Genomic DNA, 16,284 nt, shown 5'->3' with positions numbered 1-16,284 from the left:
ACGGATGAAAGGAGCCAACGGATCGTGAGCATAGAATTTGATAACAATCTACCGATTTATTTGCAGATCATGAATTTTATCAAGAAAGAGATTGTCACTGGAAAGTTGAAGGCCGGGGATAAGATCCCATCGGTTCGTGAGCTTGCGGCCGAGCTGCAAATCAATCCGAATACGATACAACGAACATTTCAGGAACTGGAGCGTGAGGAAGTCGTGGAGACAAGACGCGGGCTAGGAAGATATGTGACGAGCGAGGAAGCGAAGATTATGACGATCAAGAAGGAAATGGCCGGGGACCTGCTGGATAATTTCATTAACGGAATGCAGGAATTGGGCTTCTCCAATAAGGATATCGCAAGTATTGTAGCGGAAGCCGTTGAAATAAAGAGTGAATAGAGAGAGGAGAGAGGATATGGATAATCTGCTGCAATTTCAGAGCGTCTCTAAATCTTATGGATCGAGAAAAGCTTTGAACGATGTATCCTTCAGCATCGGGCCCGGCAAAATTATCGGTCTGCTGGGTACGAACGGAAGCGGCAAAAGTACGCTGATGAAGATAACCGCCGGACTGCTGCCGGTATACTCCGGAAGCGTAACGGTAGCTGGCCAGCCGCTTGATCTGAATACGAAATCAATCGTCTCCTTTATGCCGGACCGTCCCTTGACGGAATCCTGGATGAAGGTCAGGGACGCGATTACGTTCTATAGTGATTTTTATTCGGACTTCGATATGGCAAAAGCGCTGCAAATGCTCGATTTTATGAATTTGAATCCGCAGGACCGGATCAGTTCTTTATCCAAAGGGATGAATGAACGGCTGCAATTAACATTGGCCCTGTCCAGAAATGCCAAGCTCTATTTGCTGGATGAACCGATTGGCGGAGTAGACCCGGTAGCCAGAACGAAAATTCTTGACGCTATTGTGGAGTTCTATAGCGAAGACAGCAGCTTGATCATATCGACGCATCTGGTTAAGGATATTGAACGGATCTTTGACGAGGTGATCTTCATCAAGAATGGGGAGCTTGTGCTGCATGAGGAAGTAGAGGAACTGCGACTCAAGCATGGCAAGAGCGTGGACGATATGTTCAAGGAGGTGTTTGCCGAATGATGAGATTGCTCAAGTACGATTGGAAGAAGAACTCAACGATGCTGTTAAGTACAGCCGTTATTTTGATCCTTGCCGAAGCAGGATTAACGATAGCCAGCTATACCCGGGGCTGGGAAGAGGGAATCACCTTTGGGCTCAGCATAATGCTGTATATCTTCGTCGCGATGCTGGCGGTCATCATGACATATAGAACCTTTTTTAGCAATGCCAAGTCATACAGCCGCAGACTGCTTCCTGTCCGTACGATATGGAGTGTTCTCTCCCCGATGGTTCTGGGAATGCTGGTGCTGATTGGGCTAGGGATTCTCATCTGTATTCATATAGGAATCTTCAGTCTAATTTATGGGGTTCCCGATCTTAAGGGAATTTCTGCGGAAGCAGTTCCCGAGCTTTTGAGGGTGACAGCGATATTTATATTCCAGGCGTTCTGGGCCTATCTCTTCTCTTACATGGCTATAGCCCTGTCCATTGCGATCGCATTAATGTTCCAGCGTGGTAGAGTATGGATCGGGATTCTGAGCTTCGTTATTATACAGAATGTAATCAGTTGGATCATATCCAGGCTGTTCCAAGTGAACTTCGGAGGTATTCCATTTCTCAACGTCAGTGTTCAAACGGATTTGATGGTTGGCGGAGAGATGATCTTTCCAAATGACATCATGCTCATTAATTGGGGAGAAACCCTATTAGAAGCGGTCTTTATCGCCCTGATGCTGTATGCAACGGTTCTTCTGCTGAACCGCAGGGTGGAGGCTTAACCTCAGCAATACATGGATAGATCATTATAGAGAAAGAAATGATCCCTTTCAAGGGTCTTGAGTGAGCTTATTAGCGAACAAGAGACTCCGTGAGAGGGATTTTTATTTTTCGGGTATCCATTCCAATTTATAGATTGACAATCAAATAGGGCTGATGTAAATTGTAACCATAAACACGTGTTTATTAATTTGGAGAGAAATCTACTCATTTTATAGGAGTTTTGGGTTTAATTATCGGAAATTATCAGCTGATTCAGGGAATTAAGAATAGATCAATATGAACACGTGTTAGGCAGGAGGGGCATTTTTTGAAAAAGTCGGATATCAATAGCATTGAAATCGCTAAAATTGCCGGTGTATCCCGCAGCACGGTCAGTCGGGTAATCAACAATTATCCGAACGTGCCAAAGGCAACGCGGGATAAGGTGATGCAGGTGATCGAGCAGTATAAGTACTCGCCTAATTTTTCGGCCCGAATCATGTCCGGCATGAAGACCCGAACCATCGGTCTGTTTATGATCTCGCCTGAAGAGGTGTTTCATGATTCGTTAACAACCTCATTAATTACCGGACTCATTGAAAGCGCATCCAGTAAGGGGTATTACGTGTTGACGCATATTATCAGAAATACCAAGGACCAGGACATCGTTCGCAAAGTAAAGGAGACGTTCTACCAGCAGCGGATCGACGGCGGAATTTTCGTCGGCGCAGCCAATCATGAACCACTGATTGAAGAATTAATCGCCGAAGGTTACATTGTTGGCATTATAGATCAGAATATTGAAGGACGTTATGAGTCCAATCGGGTCGTCTGCAACTTTGGCAATTTGCAAGGCATGAAGCAGGGAGTCGATTATCTGGCCGCTCTGAATCATCGCAAAGTGGCCTTTATTACTGGCGATCCTCAGCGCTGCTCCGGGCCAGAGAAGCTTGAAGGCTTCAAGAATGCGATGGCTTCGCATGGGCTCGAGGTGGATCCGCGCTGGATTATCCCGTCCGATTTCACTGAGAAGGGCGGATACAATTCGGTCAGGCAATGGCTCAAAAAGGTCCAAGAGCTGCCGACGGCGATATTCGCCTGCAACGATAGCGTCGCCTTCGGTGCGCTGGCGGCTCTGAAGGAAGCGAATCTGACCGTACCGGATCAGCTCTCCCTGATCGGCTTCGATGATCACGCGCTTAGCTCCCGAATTCAGCCGGCATTAACGTCCATCCATGTGGATTTTACGGAAATGGTACATACATTGATCAGCAATATTATCGAAGCGATCGAGCAAGATCCGAAGGGATTCAAGAAATATGTCGGCACTACCGAACTGGTAATCAGGGACTCCTGCCGTGCCATTTAGCGGTGATTCAGGTGCTTAATCCAATAGATCGGTTAATCCAAAAAAATACTATTTGCCGTAGGATAGTATTTTTTTGATTAATGATAAACACGTGTTCACAAAAGGGGGGAGGTGATGGGCAGACATTCCGGCGGATTGATGTTGGGAGGTTCAAGAAGCACATCTTGATCAAGGTACAATAATCTCTAATAAAGCGAGGGGTATCTTATGAAGAAACAAGTAACAGTACTGTTAAGCTTACTGGTAGGCTTAAGTCTAGTTCTTGCAGGATGTGGCGGGGGATCAACGGAACCGGCAGCTTCTGGCGGCAAATCCAGCCAGGGAGCAGGTGGGTCGCTAACCTATTGGTACCCTTGGGGCGGTGATTCGGAGAAATGGGATCAATGGCGGATGGATGAATTCAAGAAGGAATATCCGGACGTGAACTTCAACGCAACCTATGTTCCACCGGATGGAGGAATATCCAACGGTAAGCTGCTCGCTGCCATATCCGGCGGCAACCCTCCCGATGTCGTCATCACTAATGAATATGCCAGTGCCTATGCGCTTGCCGCTCAGGGGGCATTGATGCCGCTTGATGATCTGCTCGCGGATACTGATTTTAAAGAGGATGAAATTCTGGATGCTTATAGAGATGTAATGAAGGTCGATTGCACGACTTACCTTTTCCCGGAAGACTCAAACGTTAACTTGCTTTATTACAATGTGGATTTATTCATTGAGGCAGGGCTCGATCCGGATGAACCGCCAACAACGATTGAGGAATTAGATGCGGCGGCCGAGCGTTTATCGCAGGTAGAGGATAACAAGATCAGCCGGCTTGGCTTCATTCCATGGCTTGATGCAGGAGACGAAGCGTTCATGTGGGGGTATATCTTCGGCGCTGACTTCTATGATGTGAGCGACAAGAAGGTGGTACTTGATGACCCGCATATGGTCGATATGCTGAATTGGATGAATACCTATGCCCGGAAGTACAATCCGGAGAAGATTAAATCATTCTCGTCCGGCTTTGGTGGAGCGTTCTCGCCGGATCACCCGTTCTTCTAGGGCAAGGTGGCGATGACCGTAAACGGCAACTGGTTCGCGAATGCACTCAAAGAATATGCGCCTAATCTGAACTACCGTGTGGCAGCTATACCAGCCCCGCAGGGAGGCCGGGCCAATTCCTCGAACTTCGGCACGAACATCTTCATGATTCCGAAGGGAGCCAAAAATCCTGAAGCGGCCATGAGGTTCATCCTGTTTGGTGTGAAGCCGGAGGTCATGGCCGACAACATTAACATCTGGAGATCGCTGTCGATCTACAAAGCGCCAAATGATGCGATTAAATGGGATAAAGAAGGAGACGCAGTCTATAAAATCGTTCGCGAAATCGCCTCTTCACCAAACTCAGGCCACCCGGCGCTAACGATCGTGGCTAAAGAGATGTCCAATGAGATTACGCTGCTTCGGGATAATGTGATCTATAATAACAGCGATCCAAAGCCGCTGCTGCAAAATGCTGAGAAGAAGCTTCAAGCCGAGGTGGATAAACAGTCCAAGTAAGCCTGTCGATTCGCTGCCTGAATCTTGATTAAAGAGTAAGGGGTGATTATGATACACACCAAGTACAGGATAGATATGATCGAGAAGGTCGTTGTCTATATAATTTTGGTTGCTGTGGCACTTGCGTATATTGTTCCTTTTATATGGCTGATTTCAGGTTCATTAAAGAGCAATACAGAGCTGTTCGCCGATCCTCCGGTGTGGATTCCGGCGAAGCTTCAGTGGGCTAACTATGTAACCGCCTTTCAGCAGTTTCCGTTCCTGCTCTATCTGCGGAACACCCTGTATATTTGCGCTATGGCAATTATAGGCGGAGTGCTGTCCAACAGTCTGGTTGCATACGGCTTCTCACGGATTGAATGGAAAGGCCGCGATACGCTGTTCATTATTGTATTAGCTACAATGATGCTGCCTTTTCAGGTAACGATGATCCCGTTGTTCGTGTTGTTTCAGAAGTTTGGCTGGATCGGGAGCTTTAAACCGCTTGTAATTCCTGCTTTTTTTGGCAACGCTTACTTTATCTTTTTGCTGCGTCAGTTCTTTATCGGAATTCCGAAGGAGCTGTCCCAATCGGTCAAGGTGGACGGAGCCAGCGAGTTCCGTATTTATTGGCAGCTGACTTTGCCGCTCTCTTTGCCGGTCATGATCACGGTCGCGATCTTTTCTTTTACAAGAGCTTGGGGAGATTTCATCGGTCCGCTTGTCTTCTTGAATGACAATAAATTGTATACGCTCTCACTTGGGATCCAGCAGATTATGTCGGTGAATGATCCACGATGGACGCTGCTGATGGCCGTGGGTGTTAGTATGACGCTTCCCGTATTAATCATTTTCTTCCTGCTGCAGAAATATTTCATTCAGGGGATTACCTTCACAGGGATCAAAGGATAGGGGGAGAAGCTATGCGTTCCAAATTGGACCGCCGCAATCTGCGGAACGGCCTGCTGTTCATATCGCCTTGGGTGATCGGGTTCCTTGTATTTACCGGCTATCCGCTAATAAGCTCACTATATTATTCACTGACGGACTATAACATTATTAACCCGCCGGTCTGGGTGGGCCTTGATAATTATACGAAGCTGTTCGCCGGGGATTCACTGTTCTACAAGGTGCTGATGAACACGCTTTATATGATTGTAATTGGTACGACCGTGACAACGATCGGCGCAGTATTTATTGCAATACTGCTCAACAGCAAGAAAATCAAGGGTTTGTCTTTCTTCAGAGTGGTCTTCTTCTTGCCAACACTGGTGCCTTTGGTTGTCCTCTCTGTGCTATGGATTTGGGTGCTGCAGCCGGAGAACGGAGTGGTAAATTCCTTTTTGGGCGTGTTTGGCATTGAGGGCCCGGGCTGGTTTTCAAGCCCTGCTTGGTCGAAGCCTGCTTTCATTCTGATGGGACTGTGGTGTTCAGGACAGATGATCATCATTTATCTGGCTGGACTGCAGGGCATATCCGATTCCCTGTATGAAGCTGCATCCATCGATGGGGCCAGCTCCTGGAGACAGGTCGTGAACATTACGATTCCGATGCTGAAGCCGGCGATTGTGTTTAATGTGATTACGGGCGTGATAGGAACTCTGCAGTCTTTTGCCGAATCCTTCATTATTACCAATGGCGGTCCCGACGGCTCAACGATGTTCTATTCGCTATATTTGTATCAGAATGCATTCCAGTATGCGAAGATGGGCTACGCTTCAGCGATGGCCTGGATCCTGCTGATCCTTGCATTAATTATTACGTTAGCCCTGTTCAAGCTGTCCAATGGATTCAGCTCGGACGAAGCATAATTATAATTCAATCATAAGGAGACGATTTATTATGGAAAAAAGCTTGCTCGGGACCACGATTGTTACTCAGATTGGTATTATTGTTCGCGATATTGAGAAGGTAGCCCAGAGCTACGCCAAATTTTTCGGAATTGAGCAGCCCAAGTGGTCCTGGACGGATACCGCAGATGTTGCACAGACGGAATATAAGGGAGAGTCCTCCCCGGCCCGGGCGAAGCTCGCGTTCATTGATTGCGGCCAACTGCAGATTGAACTGATCGAACCTGATCAGCACCCTTCCACCTGGCGGGAATTTCTCGACGAGCATGGCGAAGGAGTGCATCATATCGCCTTCTTCGTGAAGGGAATGAAGGAGAAGGTTAGCGTTATGCAGGCGCAGCAAATGCCGCTGATTCAAAAGGGCGAATATACCGGCGGGCGTTATGCATATATGGATTCTTTTGCCGAGCTGAAGGTGTTGGTGGAATTGCTGGAGAATGATAATTGAATACCCTTAACTGGCTTTATTGTCCAGAGCGGTCTCTGTGAACAACTTCTAAAAATAGGGGTGGAGAAGAATGGAACATATATCGAATAATCACTTGTTAAAGATGGGGATTGTCGTTAACGATATTGAAGCGGCGGCCAAGCATTTCTGCCAGCTGTTCGGGATGGAGGTTCCCGCGATCTCTGTTCCTGATCCTGATGCGGTCTACGAGCCTTCGGCTGACTCCTATACCTGGCAGCGCGGTGAGCTTCGCCCTACCCGCACAAAGATGTGTGTGCTGCAGATGGGGCCGATGGTGCTGGAATTGCTGGAGCCGTACGATGAGCCGAGTCCGTGGAATGAATTCAAGCAGGCGCATGGCGAGGGTGTTCACTTTATTATGTTTACGGTCGACGGCTTCAACCAGCATATCGATTTCATGGAGCAGAGGGGTTATCCACTCAATCATAAGGGAGAGTATGGCGCCGGGCGCTACTGTTATTTCGATTCGGAGAAGAGGCTTGGCGTAACGCTGGGCTTGCAGGAGCTCGGTCCGGAGCAGGACTGATCCTAGAGGGAGGAGAGCAAAATATGAAGATTTTGTTGACAGGGGCCGCTCAGGGCTTAGGGCTGGCAACGGCAAGCGAGGCGCTGGAGCGCGGGCATCAGGTGATGGCTACTGTCCGGGACATAAAGCGCATTGGACATTTGCAGGAACTGAGTAACAAATACTCGCAGCAGCTTGATATCGTACAACTGGATGTGAATGATGAACGCGAAATTCGCGAGGCCAGGCTTCAGATCGAGCAGAAGCACGGTCATATCGACGCTCTCATTAACAATGCAGGCATACTGATTGCGCGTGATCAGAAGCTGGAGCAGCTTGATTTCAAGGATATGGAGCTTACAATGCAGACCAATCTGTATGGACCGATGAAGGTGGCCAAGCATTTCCTGCCTCTCTTGCGCAAGAGCAATCAGCCGTGCATTATCAATATCAGCTCAGAGGCGGGCTGCTTCTCAGCGGCATACGGAGCAGATTATCCGTACGCGTTGTCAAAGTGCGGATTGACCTTCTTCACTGCGCAGTTGCGCAAGGAACTCGCGCCGCAGGGCTTCGTAGTGTACAGCGTACACCCTGGCTGGATCAAGACGCAGATGGGGGGAGACCGGGCCCCCGGGCATCCGCAGGATACAGCGGTTGGACTCTTGAACCTTGCAGAGCGGAAGATTCAGCCGGAGCAGGAGAGCTGGATGATCAATCATAAGGGCGAGGCTATGCCTTATTGATCGGAGTGAGCACTGGGAGTGGGCTCTGGAAGTGAGCTTTGGGAGTGGGTTCTGGAAGTGAGCTCTGGAAGTGGTTTTGGAAGTGAGCTTGGGTGAGCACTGGAAGTGGTTTTGGAAGTGAGCACTGGAAGTGAGCACTGGAAGTGAGCACTAGGAGTAAGCTCAAGAAGTGAGCTAACGGAAACCACGGTCTCTATTTTGCTATTTATTAGCACATTAGAATTGTAACGGAAATGTGGTGCGCTATTGGTGGGTTAACGACCCCATTTGGCCGAAAATTTGCCTAATAAGGTCACTCATTTCCGTTAGATTTTCCACGGTCGCTTTTTTGACCTAATAACGGCTCCCATTTCCGTTAGAACCGGAGATGAAGGGGCGCTAGTCGAACGGCTTTTCTATTGCGTCTTCCGTTCTTACGTATATAGTAACTCTATTAGAAGCAGATTGGAGATGATTAGAGATGAAGCGTGTACTAGCAATTGTCGGAGACTTCTATCATGATGCTGAACGGGCCAAGAAGTCGTTCGATCGGGTGGTCGAGCCGTTCGTCAAGGATGGTCGATTACAGGTCGCTTATGCAGGTGTGGAGCAGCTTGAGCAGGAGCTGGTTCGTCCGTCAGGTGTATTGCCTGATCTGGTCGTTCTGTTCGCTGAGGATCGGATCGATCCGCAGTCGGAACAGGTGAAACAGTGGATGACACCTCCGGTGGCAGAGAACATCGCGGATTATGTTGCCGGAGGCGGGGCTTGGCTTGCCTGGCACTCCGGTCTTGCCTCCTACCCTGTAGGTGGGGCTTATGTGAGAATGCTGCAGGGGCACTTCTTATCCCATCCGTCAGAGCACAGCAAAGTCACGTATACCCCGTTGCCAGGCACGGAGCTGGGAGAGCTTGGGGCGTCGTTCGCTTTCATGGATGAGCATTACTTCGTAGCTTGCGATGAGTCCAAGACGACTGTATTTTTGCGTTCTTCTTCTATAGACGGCGAGAGTAAAGCGGGCTGGTACCATGCGTACGGCTCAGGGCGAGTGGGCTGCCTGACGCCAGCCCATCTCTCCGAAGGCCTGCTGATGCCGCAGTTTATTGAGGTGATGAGAGGCCTCGTTGCTTGGTGCACTGAGCTTGAACCATAGACTTGCCTAGCGGATGACTTGCCTATAAGCAGGTTATCCGCTGCTTATTCTCATAAAGAGGCTTTTTAAACTATGATGATTTCAAAATTTCTAATAAAGGATTGATGGGAGGGGATATACATATGAGATACGGGCATATTCCAAATACAGAGCTTGAGGCGGCGCGGATTTGCTTCGGGACGGCTGGCGTTGGAGCTTCGATTAGCGAGGCTGATGCTTTCACACTGCTTGATGCGTATTGTGAGCGGGGCGGAAATTTCATTGATACGGCCAGTGTGTACTCTGATTGGGAGAGCGATGTGAAGAGCGTTACTGAGAAGACCCTGGGCAAATGGCTGAAGAGCCGGGGCCAGCGTAGTTCGATTATTTTGGCGACCAAAGGGGGACATCCGGCTCGGGATAAGATGTCCATGGGCAGATTAACCCGGGAGGACATTGCCTTCGATCTGGATCATAGCTTGCTTAATCTAGGCACTGATGTCATTGATCTATACTGGCTGCATCGCGATGATATCTCCAGACCTGTGGAGGATATCATCGATATGCTTGAGGAGCATGTACGGGCGGGGTGTATTCGTTATTACGCCTGCTCAAACTGGACGGTGGAGCGGATTGAGGCGGCACGACAGTATGCTGCTTCTATTGGCAAATCAGGCTTTGTTGCGAATCAGATGCAATGGAGTCTGGCTGTGGTGAACCCGGAGGGGATTGCCGATCCAACGACGGTTCAGATGGATGGACGGATGCTGGATTATCATATATCAACAGGACTTGCCGCTATCCCTTATACATCGCAAGCCCAAGGATTTTTTAGCGGGAAATATCGTCCAGAAGAACGTACCAAAGTCAGCGTTGTAAATATGTTCTACAATGAGGTCAATTTTGGCCGTCTGGCGCGTGTCCAGGAGACGGCTAAGCAGCTGGGTTGCTCCGGTACGGAGGTGGCGCTCGCCTATTTGACCTCTCAATCGTTCCCGGCATTTCCGATCATCGGTTGCCGTACAAGTCAGCAGCTTGAGGAGAGTCTCAAGGCCGGCGACCTTCAGCTTGACTCCGCCGCTGTGTGTTATTTACGCGAGGGCTAATAAGTCATAGAACATGGAAAAGCCGACCCTCAAGGTGTCGGCTTTTCCATAGCTATTATCGCAAACTCACCATATCAAGCTTCTGATCCTGCAAATATTTAATAATTCTAGGCAGGGCTTCGAGCGTAGCTTTCGTTTCATGCATGAGTATGATAGAACCGTCGGGTTGCGCATTTTGGATGGATTGATAAATTTTATCCGCGTTCCGGCTCTTCCAATCAAGCGTATCGATATCCCATAATACCATTTTATGATTCGTATTATTTATGTAATCGACGAGCGCCTTATTTTTGGCCCCGTAGGGCGGGCGAAAGAGAACGACAGGTTCTCCGGTCAATTTTTCAATCATCTCATTAGGCTGGGTAATTTCGTATTTTTGCTTCGCCTTGGATAGCTTGGTCAGTTCCAGGTGATGCATGCTGTGGCTACCGATTGAGTACCCATGCTCCTTCACATACTGAACCGATTCGGGATACTTCTCAACATTTTCTCCGATAAAGAAGAAAGTTCCTCCCACTCGATACTCCTTCAATACGTCGGCAATCTTCTCTGTGAACTTGGAAGGTCCGTCGTCAAAGGTAAGGGCGACATGGCCTTTCGTAATACTAAAATTCAAGGTATCGTTCAATTCCACAAACGAAACAACCGGCTCATTTGCAGGCCTTGCCGGAGCGTCCACGGCTTTAGCTATTTTCTGCTCCGCTGCTGGTGCTTGGAATTGAGGATTGACGGCGGTTATCGATCCTATCTCTGAAGTAAGCCCCTCAATGCTATCAATTGTCTTGGTCATGCCCCCGACCAGCTGAGTATCGGCATCTATGCCGCTAGCCATCTTGTAAGAGAAAGCAGGTACCGCGGAACCTATCAGCATTAAAATAATGATGCTCATCAAAACAATGGCTGACCAGATAAGTCCCCGGTTGGATAGATATGGACGCGCGTTCTCAGATTTCGAAGAATCAGGCTCAGGCGCTGTTTCGGGTAAGGGGGTCAGGAACTCTAGCCCATCGATGGATTTATTTGTTCTAATAGATTGCAAGTCGTGCACATATTGTTCAGAACAGGTGAAATAGATCCGCTCGCTTTGCTCGCAATAAGTCCTCGTCAGATAGCTGACATAGCAGCTATTGGCGGAATCCCGAGCGGTATAAAAGGACAAGCGATATTTATTAACGGTATCGGGATCAAGTTCTTGTTCAAAGATGGCTTGCAAATGATCCGCTGTAGTGTTGTCAATTTTCCATAGTACCTCGGTACCTGGTTCTTGCTCAGATGATATTTTGATAGTTAAATAGGATTGATCCGCTTGGTTTGAAACGGACTGCAATTCCAGCACTTTTCCTAGATAGACTGGCACAGGCATAGTAATCTCCTTTCTCTAGTGTGACTAGAGATCAGGTGGTCGTTAATCGCTTACAGTGGGCTTGGAAGAGAAGGAGAAGCTCATTCGCTCCGTGAAATCATTGATGGTCTTCATCAATTCATTTTTCTCGGCCTTAATCTTAGTGCATTGCTCATCTACCTTCTGATTTTCAACTTCCAGCTCTCTAATTCTCTCTTCCAGTTCTCTAATATTCACCATGTTTTGATACTGAATATTAGCGGACTCTTCCTTTAATAAATTATATTTGTTAATTTCTTTCTCCAATTGATTAGAGATCTTCTCAAAATCATGGTTTGAAGTGCTTTGGTACTCTTTATAGTCTTCAAGCAATTGATCATAACTCATCTGTTTGTTGGTGAGGCTGGTCTCGAGCGTGCGAATCTCTTTGCTCTTGTCCTGTATGAGCTGTTCCTTCTTGACCAAATCGTACTTCAGACGGCTGATCGTCTCGTTGGCCGCATCCAGTTGAGTCTCGAAATCTTCGTTCTTGTACACGAGCAATTGCCGTTCATTCAGCATATTCTCCAGAGACAGCACCAGATCGAAAGAGACCTTATCAAGATTCTCTTTGGACAATATGTATTTCTTGCCGGAGTTCTCGGCCGGATTGGAGATTTCCTTATTACTAGTAATAATCTCCACCAGCTCTAATGGTTCTTCCTTCCCCTCAAGGTTCGTAGGAACGGGTTCATTTTGATTAGTTAGAACACCTTTCAACCAACCCATCGACTTATTTCTAGCATCTTTAGCCATAGTTTCGTCTCCTAAATAAGAAATAGTATAGGTATTCCTCGTAAAAATGTGAAAAACATTACTAAAGTAGCAGTTATGTATAAATGATCCGTCATGATTAAATCAATCTATTCACATTGTATAATTATGTAGGATAATGTCAATATAATGCTATTGTACTAGGTCTTACATCCTATTATTTATAAATGTAAATATAGAAATACAATAATAAAGTCCTATTGGATTGCGGTTCATTGAATCTAAGAGGGATTTGCCAAGGGTATGGAACTATGTCACTATAGTACAATGGTTGTTATAAGCTTGTAAGCTGGAGTTACATGGACAACTGACAATGATGAATGGAGGACATGAAGTTATGCCTTTCCCAAATTGCCCGAAATGTAATTCTGAGTACACGTACGAGGATCGAGACTTGCTTGTCTGCCCGGAGTGCAGCCACGAGTGGTCTGCTGAGTCTTCCGCTGTGGAGAATGAAGATGCGAGAGTCGTGAAGGATGCTCACGGCAATGTGCTAAGCGATGGCGATTCTATTACGGTAATCAAGGATTTGAAAGTAAAAGGAAGCTCATCGGTCATCAAAATTGGTACCAAGGTGAAGAATATCCGTCTGATCGAGGGCGATCATGATATTGATTGCAAAATTGACGGCTTCGGCGCGATGAAATTGAAGTCGGAATTTGTGAAGAAAATCTAGCAAGAGCATGAAAAAATACAGTCCGCGTCTCCTTAGGAGATCGGGCTGTATTTTTGTTAAGGAGCGGTATATGTCCATCCGGTTGCCATCGGGATCTCCTACCTCAAAAATTCGCAATTTTAAAGCAAGGTTTTTGCCGATTGAGTCAATAAATCATTTGCTGCGCCGCGCGAAGATGAAGATTTGACCAAGCAGCCCAATGATAAAGATGATCAAGCTCTGCCATGGGGTAACCACGAAGGAGGGCATAATCCGGTTGAGCAGCAAACCGGCGGCAACGACGGCCAGAGCGATAATAATATAAATGCCGAAGGCTTTCATATCGAAAAATTTACGCGACTGCCTCGGGTCTGGAGAAGGTGCGGCTTGCTTGGCGTCATCCTCCTCCTGCCCGGGTCCGAGAAACCGCGTAATCGATTCGATAAATACGATGGCCAGCCCGGCGATTAACACCAGGATCCCGCTATTAATGGTTGTATTGGCGAATTCCCCTCCGAACCATTTGCCGAAGAAGCCGGTAATCATAAAGATGAAGAATACCCAGGTGATCGTCACCCATGGAATCATAATGTAGTATTTGATCTTCTCTCTTAAAGTCCGAGGTCTGCGCATTTGGACATCGTCGATGAGCTGTGCACAGTAAACAGCGGCGTTTGCTCCAAATAATTGGTCAGCGTTAACTCCTTTAGGCTCATGTTTGCTGATCTTCTGCGCCAGGTAGAGCAGCAGTTCTTCCTTTTTGGCGTCGCTGATCTCTTCCTCTTTGCGGACATAATTGCACATTTCCTGAAAATAAGCTGCATTCTCTTGGTTCATTTGCTGGCGGAGTTGTTCAACTCTAGCAGCTTTCTCTTGAGTGTTCAATCCAAGACCCTCCAACTATGCTGATATTGTTCAATAGTATACGGTAAATTTTATCCGAATCGCAAGGGAAGGGGGATACAGGGTTCGTGTGGAAAGTCCGCTTTTGACAAGAAAGCCAATCGAGTTGCTCAGAGCTGGCCAGCCCTCGATTCAATTCAAGGCAGACTTGCTTGGCAATCAAGATTTCTCAGCAGATATCGTTGATAAAATAACACCTAAAATTGTACTAATTAATATTTTTGAGTATAAAAATATATTGAATAAATTAATAAATAATATATAATGTACTCATTATTTAATATAAGTACAGTTGGAGGTTGAAGGACATGGACGCGATCTCGATATCTGGTCTATCGAAGTACTATGGCAAGAAGATCGGTGTAGAAAATATCGGTTTTACCGTGTCAGAGGGGGAGAAATTCGGGTTTATCGGCCCTAACGGTGCTGGCAAGTCTACGACAATTCGTATGCTGATGCAGCTTCTGCATCCGTCCGGTGGAGAAATCTCTCTCTTGGGCAGGACGCTCGGGAAGGAGAACCCGGATATACGCAGCAGAATCGGTTACCTTCCTTCCGAGGTGCAGTATGACAGCGATATGAACGGCCATCAGGTGCTAAAGTTTGCCGCTCGGGCTTACGGCAAAAATCTGCAGGATACCATGGCGCTGGAGATGGCGGAACGATTGCAGCTCGATCTGAGCCTCAAGGTTCGCGATTACTCCCTTGGGAACCGCAAGAAGCTGGGGATTGTGCAATGTCTTCAACATCAACCGGAGCTGGCCGTGCTTGATGAGCCAACCTCGGGTCTGGATCCGCTCATTCAACATGAATTTTTCAACCTGTTAAGCGAATTGAATAAAGAAGGGATGACCGTATTTTTCTCTACGCATGTTCTGTCTGAGGTAGAGAGGTTCTGCGATCGGGTCGCTTTTATTCGGGAAGGCAAGCTGCTTAGAGTATCCCGGGTGGATGAGATTGCAGAACGAATGCTGCGCAAGTTCACAGTCCTATTCCGCGATCAGGGGAACCTTATTGACAGGCTGGCATTGAATCAATTGGATCCGAATGCGGAGTATCAGCACGGTGAGCATACCTTTCAGGTATCAGGCCCCATCGAACCTGTACTGAGAATGCTGGCTGATGTCGGCGTAAATGATTTGCGCGTGGAGCGGCCATCTCTGGAAGAGATATTTATGAAGGATTATTCGGAGCATACGGAGGGAGAGCAATGAGAGGCATGATTGGAAATTTGGTCAGGAATGAATGGTGGGTAAATCGGCGCAATTTCGCGATCGCTCTTTTCATCATTGTTGGCTTTCAGGTGCTGTTCACCGGTGTGTCGGATATTTATCTGCAGAATAATGACATTATCAAATTGATGGAGACCATTCCTTCTGCCATGCTGGAAGCCTTCGGGATGCATCCGGAGCAGATGGCTAGCTTTGAGGGCTGGATGAGCAGTGAGCCGCTATTGTTCTACCAGATGCTGTTCGGTGGATTTGCCGCAGTGTGGGGGAGTCAGACGATTGCACGTGAGCGGGGAAATAAGACGCAGGATTTCCTGTTTACGCTACCTTATTCACGCACGCAAATCTTTCTGTCCCGAGTGCTGGCGCATTTGGTGCAGATGCTTGTTGTATTTCTTATTGTTATGGGCTCCGTCTATTTATTTGGCTCTCTATTTAGCACGGTTGGCAACCCGGAAGCAGTTCTTGTCATGATGCTGTCCGGCCTGCTGGTAGCGATGGCCTTTGCCGGAATCGGTTATCTGTTCACAACACTGGTCCGCACGGAGCGGGCGGCTATGTCGATCAGCATCGGTATCGTTATGGTATCCTTCCTGCTGAAAATGCTCTCCGGGCTAAGTGAATCCATCTCCTGGCTGTCGAAATGGAGCTTATTCAATATCTTTGATAGCCTCAGAATGGCAACCGAATCGTATCTTTCCTGGACAGGGGTAGCTATCTGCTTATTGGTTTATTTTCTGGGAATAGTGCTGGCTGCAATTTTGCTCCGTCGGCAGGATATTTAGTTTATAATAGATAGAAAATGATACTGAA

General features: G+C 47.5%; 18 protein-coding genes and 1 pseudogene. 16 read left to right on the top strand and 3 right to left on the bottom strand.

The window, feature by feature from the left end:
* The first annotated feature begins 24 nt into the window (after nucleotides 1-24).
* The 12 genes and pseudogenes from BN1360_RS02005 to BN1360_RS01950 all read left to right on the top strand — a co-directional run bounded on the left by BN1360_RS02005 (nucleotide 25) and on the right by BN1360_RS01950 (nucleotide 10,529).
* Entirely contained in the window at nucleotides 25-396 is a 372-nt protein-coding gene (locus BN1360_RS02005; RefSeq protein WP_068778240.1) for a GntR family transcriptional regulator, read from the top strand.
* 16 nt (nucleotides 397-412) lie between these two features.
* Nucleotides 413-1,111 carry an ABC transporter ATP-binding protein gene (locus tag BN1360_RS02000; protein ID WP_068778239.1) on the top strand — a complete coding sequence of 233 codons (699 nt, stop codon included), beginning with the start codon at nucleotides 413-415 and terminating at the stop codon, nucleotides 1,109-1,111.
* Nucleotides 1,108-1,869: a hypothetical protein gene (locus BN1360_RS01995; protein ID WP_068778238.1), complete on the top strand. Its 762-nt coding sequence runs from the start codon at nucleotides 1,108-1,110 to the stop codon at nucleotides 1,867-1,869. Before BN1360_RS02000 ends, BN1360_RS01995 begins: the two co-directional genes overlap by 4 nt.
* 308 nt (nucleotides 1,870-2,177) lie before the next feature.
* On the top strand, nucleotides 2,178-3,218 hold the full coding sequence (locus BN1360_RS01990; protein ID WP_068778237.1) for a LacI family DNA-binding transcriptional regulator: 1,041 nt from the start codon (nucleotides 2,178-2,180) through the stop codon (nucleotides 3,216-3,218).
* A 207-nt stretch (nucleotides 3,219-3,425) separates the two neighbouring features.
* Nucleotides 3,426-4,766 (top strand): annotated as a pseudogene (locus tag BN1360_RS01985) (ABC transporter substrate-binding protein).
* A gap of 48 nt (nucleotides 4,767-4,814) precedes the next feature.
* Nucleotides 4,815-5,657 (top strand): carbohydrate ABC transporter permease, encoded by an 843-nt coding sequence (locus BN1360_RS01980; protein WP_068778236.1) that lies wholly within the window; start codon nucleotides 4,815-4,817, stop codon nucleotides 5,655-5,657.
* Between the two features lie 11 nt (nucleotides 5,658-5,668).
* The gene (locus BN1360_RS01975) at nucleotides 5,669-6,556 is read left to right on the top strand and encodes a carbohydrate ABC transporter permease (protein WP_068778235.1); all 888 of its coding nucleotides are present in this window, start codon (nucleotides 5,669-5,671) and stop codon (nucleotides 6,554-6,556) included.
* A gap of 31 nt (nucleotides 6,557-6,587) precedes the next feature.
* Nucleotides 6,588-7,043, top strand: coding sequence for a VOC family protein (locus BN1360_RS01970; protein WP_068778234.1), 456 nt, complete (start codon nucleotides 6,588-6,590; stop codon nucleotides 7,041-7,043).
* Nucleotides 7,044-7,113: 70 nt separating this feature from the next.
* Nucleotides 7,114-7,590 carry a VOC family protein gene (locus tag BN1360_RS01965; protein ID WP_068778233.1) on the top strand — a complete coding sequence of 159 codons (477 nt, stop codon included), beginning with the start codon at nucleotides 7,114-7,116 and terminating at the stop codon, nucleotides 7,588-7,590.
* Nucleotides 7,591-7,613: 23 nt separating this feature from the next.
* Nucleotides 7,614-8,312 carry an SDR family NAD(P)-dependent oxidoreductase gene (locus tag BN1360_RS01960; protein ID WP_068778232.1) on the top strand — a complete coding sequence of 233 codons (699 nt, stop codon included), beginning with the start codon at nucleotides 7,614-7,616 and terminating at the stop codon, nucleotides 8,310-8,312.
* 460 nt (nucleotides 8,313-8,772) lie between these two features.
* Entirely contained in the window at nucleotides 8,773-9,444 is a 672-nt protein-coding gene (locus tag BN1360_RS01955) for a ThuA domain-containing protein (protein ID WP_068778231.1), read from the top strand.
* Between the two features lie 122 nt (nucleotides 9,445-9,566).
* A complete protein-coding gene (locus BN1360_RS01950) occupies nucleotides 9,567-10,529 on the top strand; it encodes an aldo/keto reductase (RefSeq protein ID WP_068778230.1) in 963 nt (320 codons plus the stop codon).
* A 55-nt stretch (nucleotides 10,530-10,584) separates the two neighbouring features.
* Here the strand turns inward: BN1360_RS01950 and BN1360_RS01945 are convergent, their stop codons facing one another.
* Both BN1360_RS01945 and BN1360_RS01940 read right to left on the bottom strand, forming a co-directional pair.
* Nucleotides 10,585-11,886, bottom strand: a complete 1,302-nt coding sequence (locus BN1360_RS01945) for a polysaccharide deacetylase family protein (RefSeq protein ID WP_195714218.1) — start codon at nucleotides 11,884-11,886, stop codon at nucleotides 10,585-10,587.
* Between the two features lie 48 nt (nucleotides 11,887-11,934).
* Nucleotides 11,935-12,666 (bottom strand): hypothetical protein, encoded by a 732-nt coding sequence (locus tag BN1360_RS01940; RefSeq protein ID WP_068778228.1) that lies wholly within the window; start codon nucleotides 12,664-12,666, stop codon nucleotides 11,935-11,937.
* A 355-nt stretch (nucleotides 12,667-13,021) separates the two neighbouring features.
* On the opposite strand from BN1360_RS01940, the gene BN1360_RS01935 reads away from it, so the two are divergent.
* Nucleotides 13,022-13,360 carry a zinc ribbon domain-containing protein YjdM gene (locus tag BN1360_RS01935; protein ID WP_068778227.1) on the top strand — a complete coding sequence of 113 codons (339 nt, stop codon included), beginning with the start codon at nucleotides 13,022-13,024 and terminating at the stop codon, nucleotides 13,358-13,360.
* 153 nt (nucleotides 13,361-13,513) lie between these two features.
* Here BN1360_RS01935 and BN1360_RS01930 read toward each other — a convergent pair whose 3' ends face one another.
* A complete protein-coding gene (locus BN1360_RS01930; protein ID WP_229520750.1) occupies nucleotides 13,514-14,224 on the bottom strand; it encodes a hypothetical protein in 711 nt (236 codons plus the stop codon).
* 88 nt (nucleotides 14,225-14,312) lie between these two features.
* Between BN1360_RS01930 and BN1360_RS01925 the strand changes: the two genes are divergently transcribed.
* The 3 genes from BN1360_RS01925 to BN1360_RS01915 are packed head-to-tail and all read left to right on the top strand — an operon-like array spanning nucleotide 14,313 to nucleotide 16,256.
* Entirely contained in the window at nucleotides 14,313-14,507 is a 195-nt protein-coding gene (locus BN1360_RS01925; protein ID WP_068778226.1) for a hypothetical protein, read from the top strand.
* A 43-nt stretch (nucleotides 14,508-14,550) separates the two neighbouring features.
* Nucleotides 14,551-15,456, top strand: a complete 906-nt coding sequence (locus tag BN1360_RS01920) for an ABC transporter ATP-binding protein (protein WP_068778225.1) — start codon at nucleotides 14,551-14,553, stop codon at nucleotides 15,454-15,456.
* Nucleotides 15,453-16,256 (top strand): ABC transporter permease subunit, encoded by an 804-nt coding sequence (locus tag BN1360_RS01915; RefSeq protein WP_068778224.1) that lies wholly within the window; start codon nucleotides 15,453-15,455, stop codon nucleotides 16,254-16,256. Before BN1360_RS01920 ends, BN1360_RS01915 begins: the two co-directional genes overlap by 4 nt.
* Nucleotides 16,257-16,284: the final 28 nt, after the last annotated feature.

This window comes from Paenibacillus sp. GM2, from assembly GCF_900069005.2.
Lineage (GTDB): Bacteria > Bacillota > Bacilli > Paenibacillales > Paenibacillaceae > Fontibacillus.
Note: the sequence above shows the minus strand (reverse complement) of the source record. Positions and strands in the feature narration are given on the sequence as shown.

Bases quoted from the DNA above. Each gene is read 5' to 3' on its own strand.
- BN1360_RS01915 (WP_068778224.1), top strand. From the start codon at position 15,453: ATGAGAGGCATGATTGGAAATTTGGTCAGGAATGAATGGTGGGTAAAT.
- BN1360_RS01980 (WP_068778236.1), top strand. From the start codon at position 4,815: ATGATACACACCAAGTACAGGATAGATATGATCGAGAAGGTCGTTGTC.
- BN1360_RS01965 (WP_068778233.1), top strand. From the start codon at position 7,114: ATGGAACATATATCGAATAATCACTTGTTAAAGATGGGGATTGTCGTT.
- BN1360_RS01920 (WP_068778225.1), top strand. From the start codon at position 14,551: ATGGACGCGATCTCGATATCTGGTCTATCGAAGTACTATGGCAAGAAG.
- BN1360_RS01995 (WP_068778238.1), top strand. From the start codon at position 1,108: ATGATGAGATTGCTCAAGTACGATTGGAAGAAGAACTCAACGATGCTG.
- BN1360_RS01975 (WP_068778235.1), top strand. From the start codon at position 5,669: ATGCGTTCCAAATTGGACCGCCGCAATCTGCGGAACGGCCTGCTGTTC.
- BN1360_RS01960 (WP_068778232.1), top strand. From the start codon at position 7,614: ATGAAGATTTTGTTGACAGGGGCCGCTCAGGGCTTAGGGCTGGCAACG.
- BN1360_RS01950 (WP_068778230.1), top strand. From the start codon at position 9,567: ATGAGATACGGGCATATTCCAAATACAGAGCTTGAGGCGGCGCGGATT.
- BN1360_RS01940 (WP_068778228.1), bottom strand. From the start codon at position 12,666: ATGGCTAAAGATGCTAGAAATAAGTCGATGGGTTGGTTGAAAGGTGTT.
- BN1360_RS01935 (WP_068778227.1), top strand. From the start codon at position 13,022: ATGCCTTTCCCAAATTGCCCGAAATGTAATTCTGAGTACACGTACGAG.
- BN1360_RS01970 (WP_068778234.1), top strand. From the start codon at position 6,588: ATGGAAAAAAGCTTGCTCGGGACCACGATTGTTACTCAGATTGGTATT.
- BN1360_RS02000 (WP_068778239.1), top strand. From the start codon at position 413: ATGGATAATCTGCTGCAATTTCAGAGCGTCTCTAAATCTTATGGATCG.
- BN1360_RS01955 (WP_068778231.1), top strand. From the start codon at position 8,773: ATGAAGCGTGTACTAGCAATTGTCGGAGACTTCTATCATGATGCTGAA.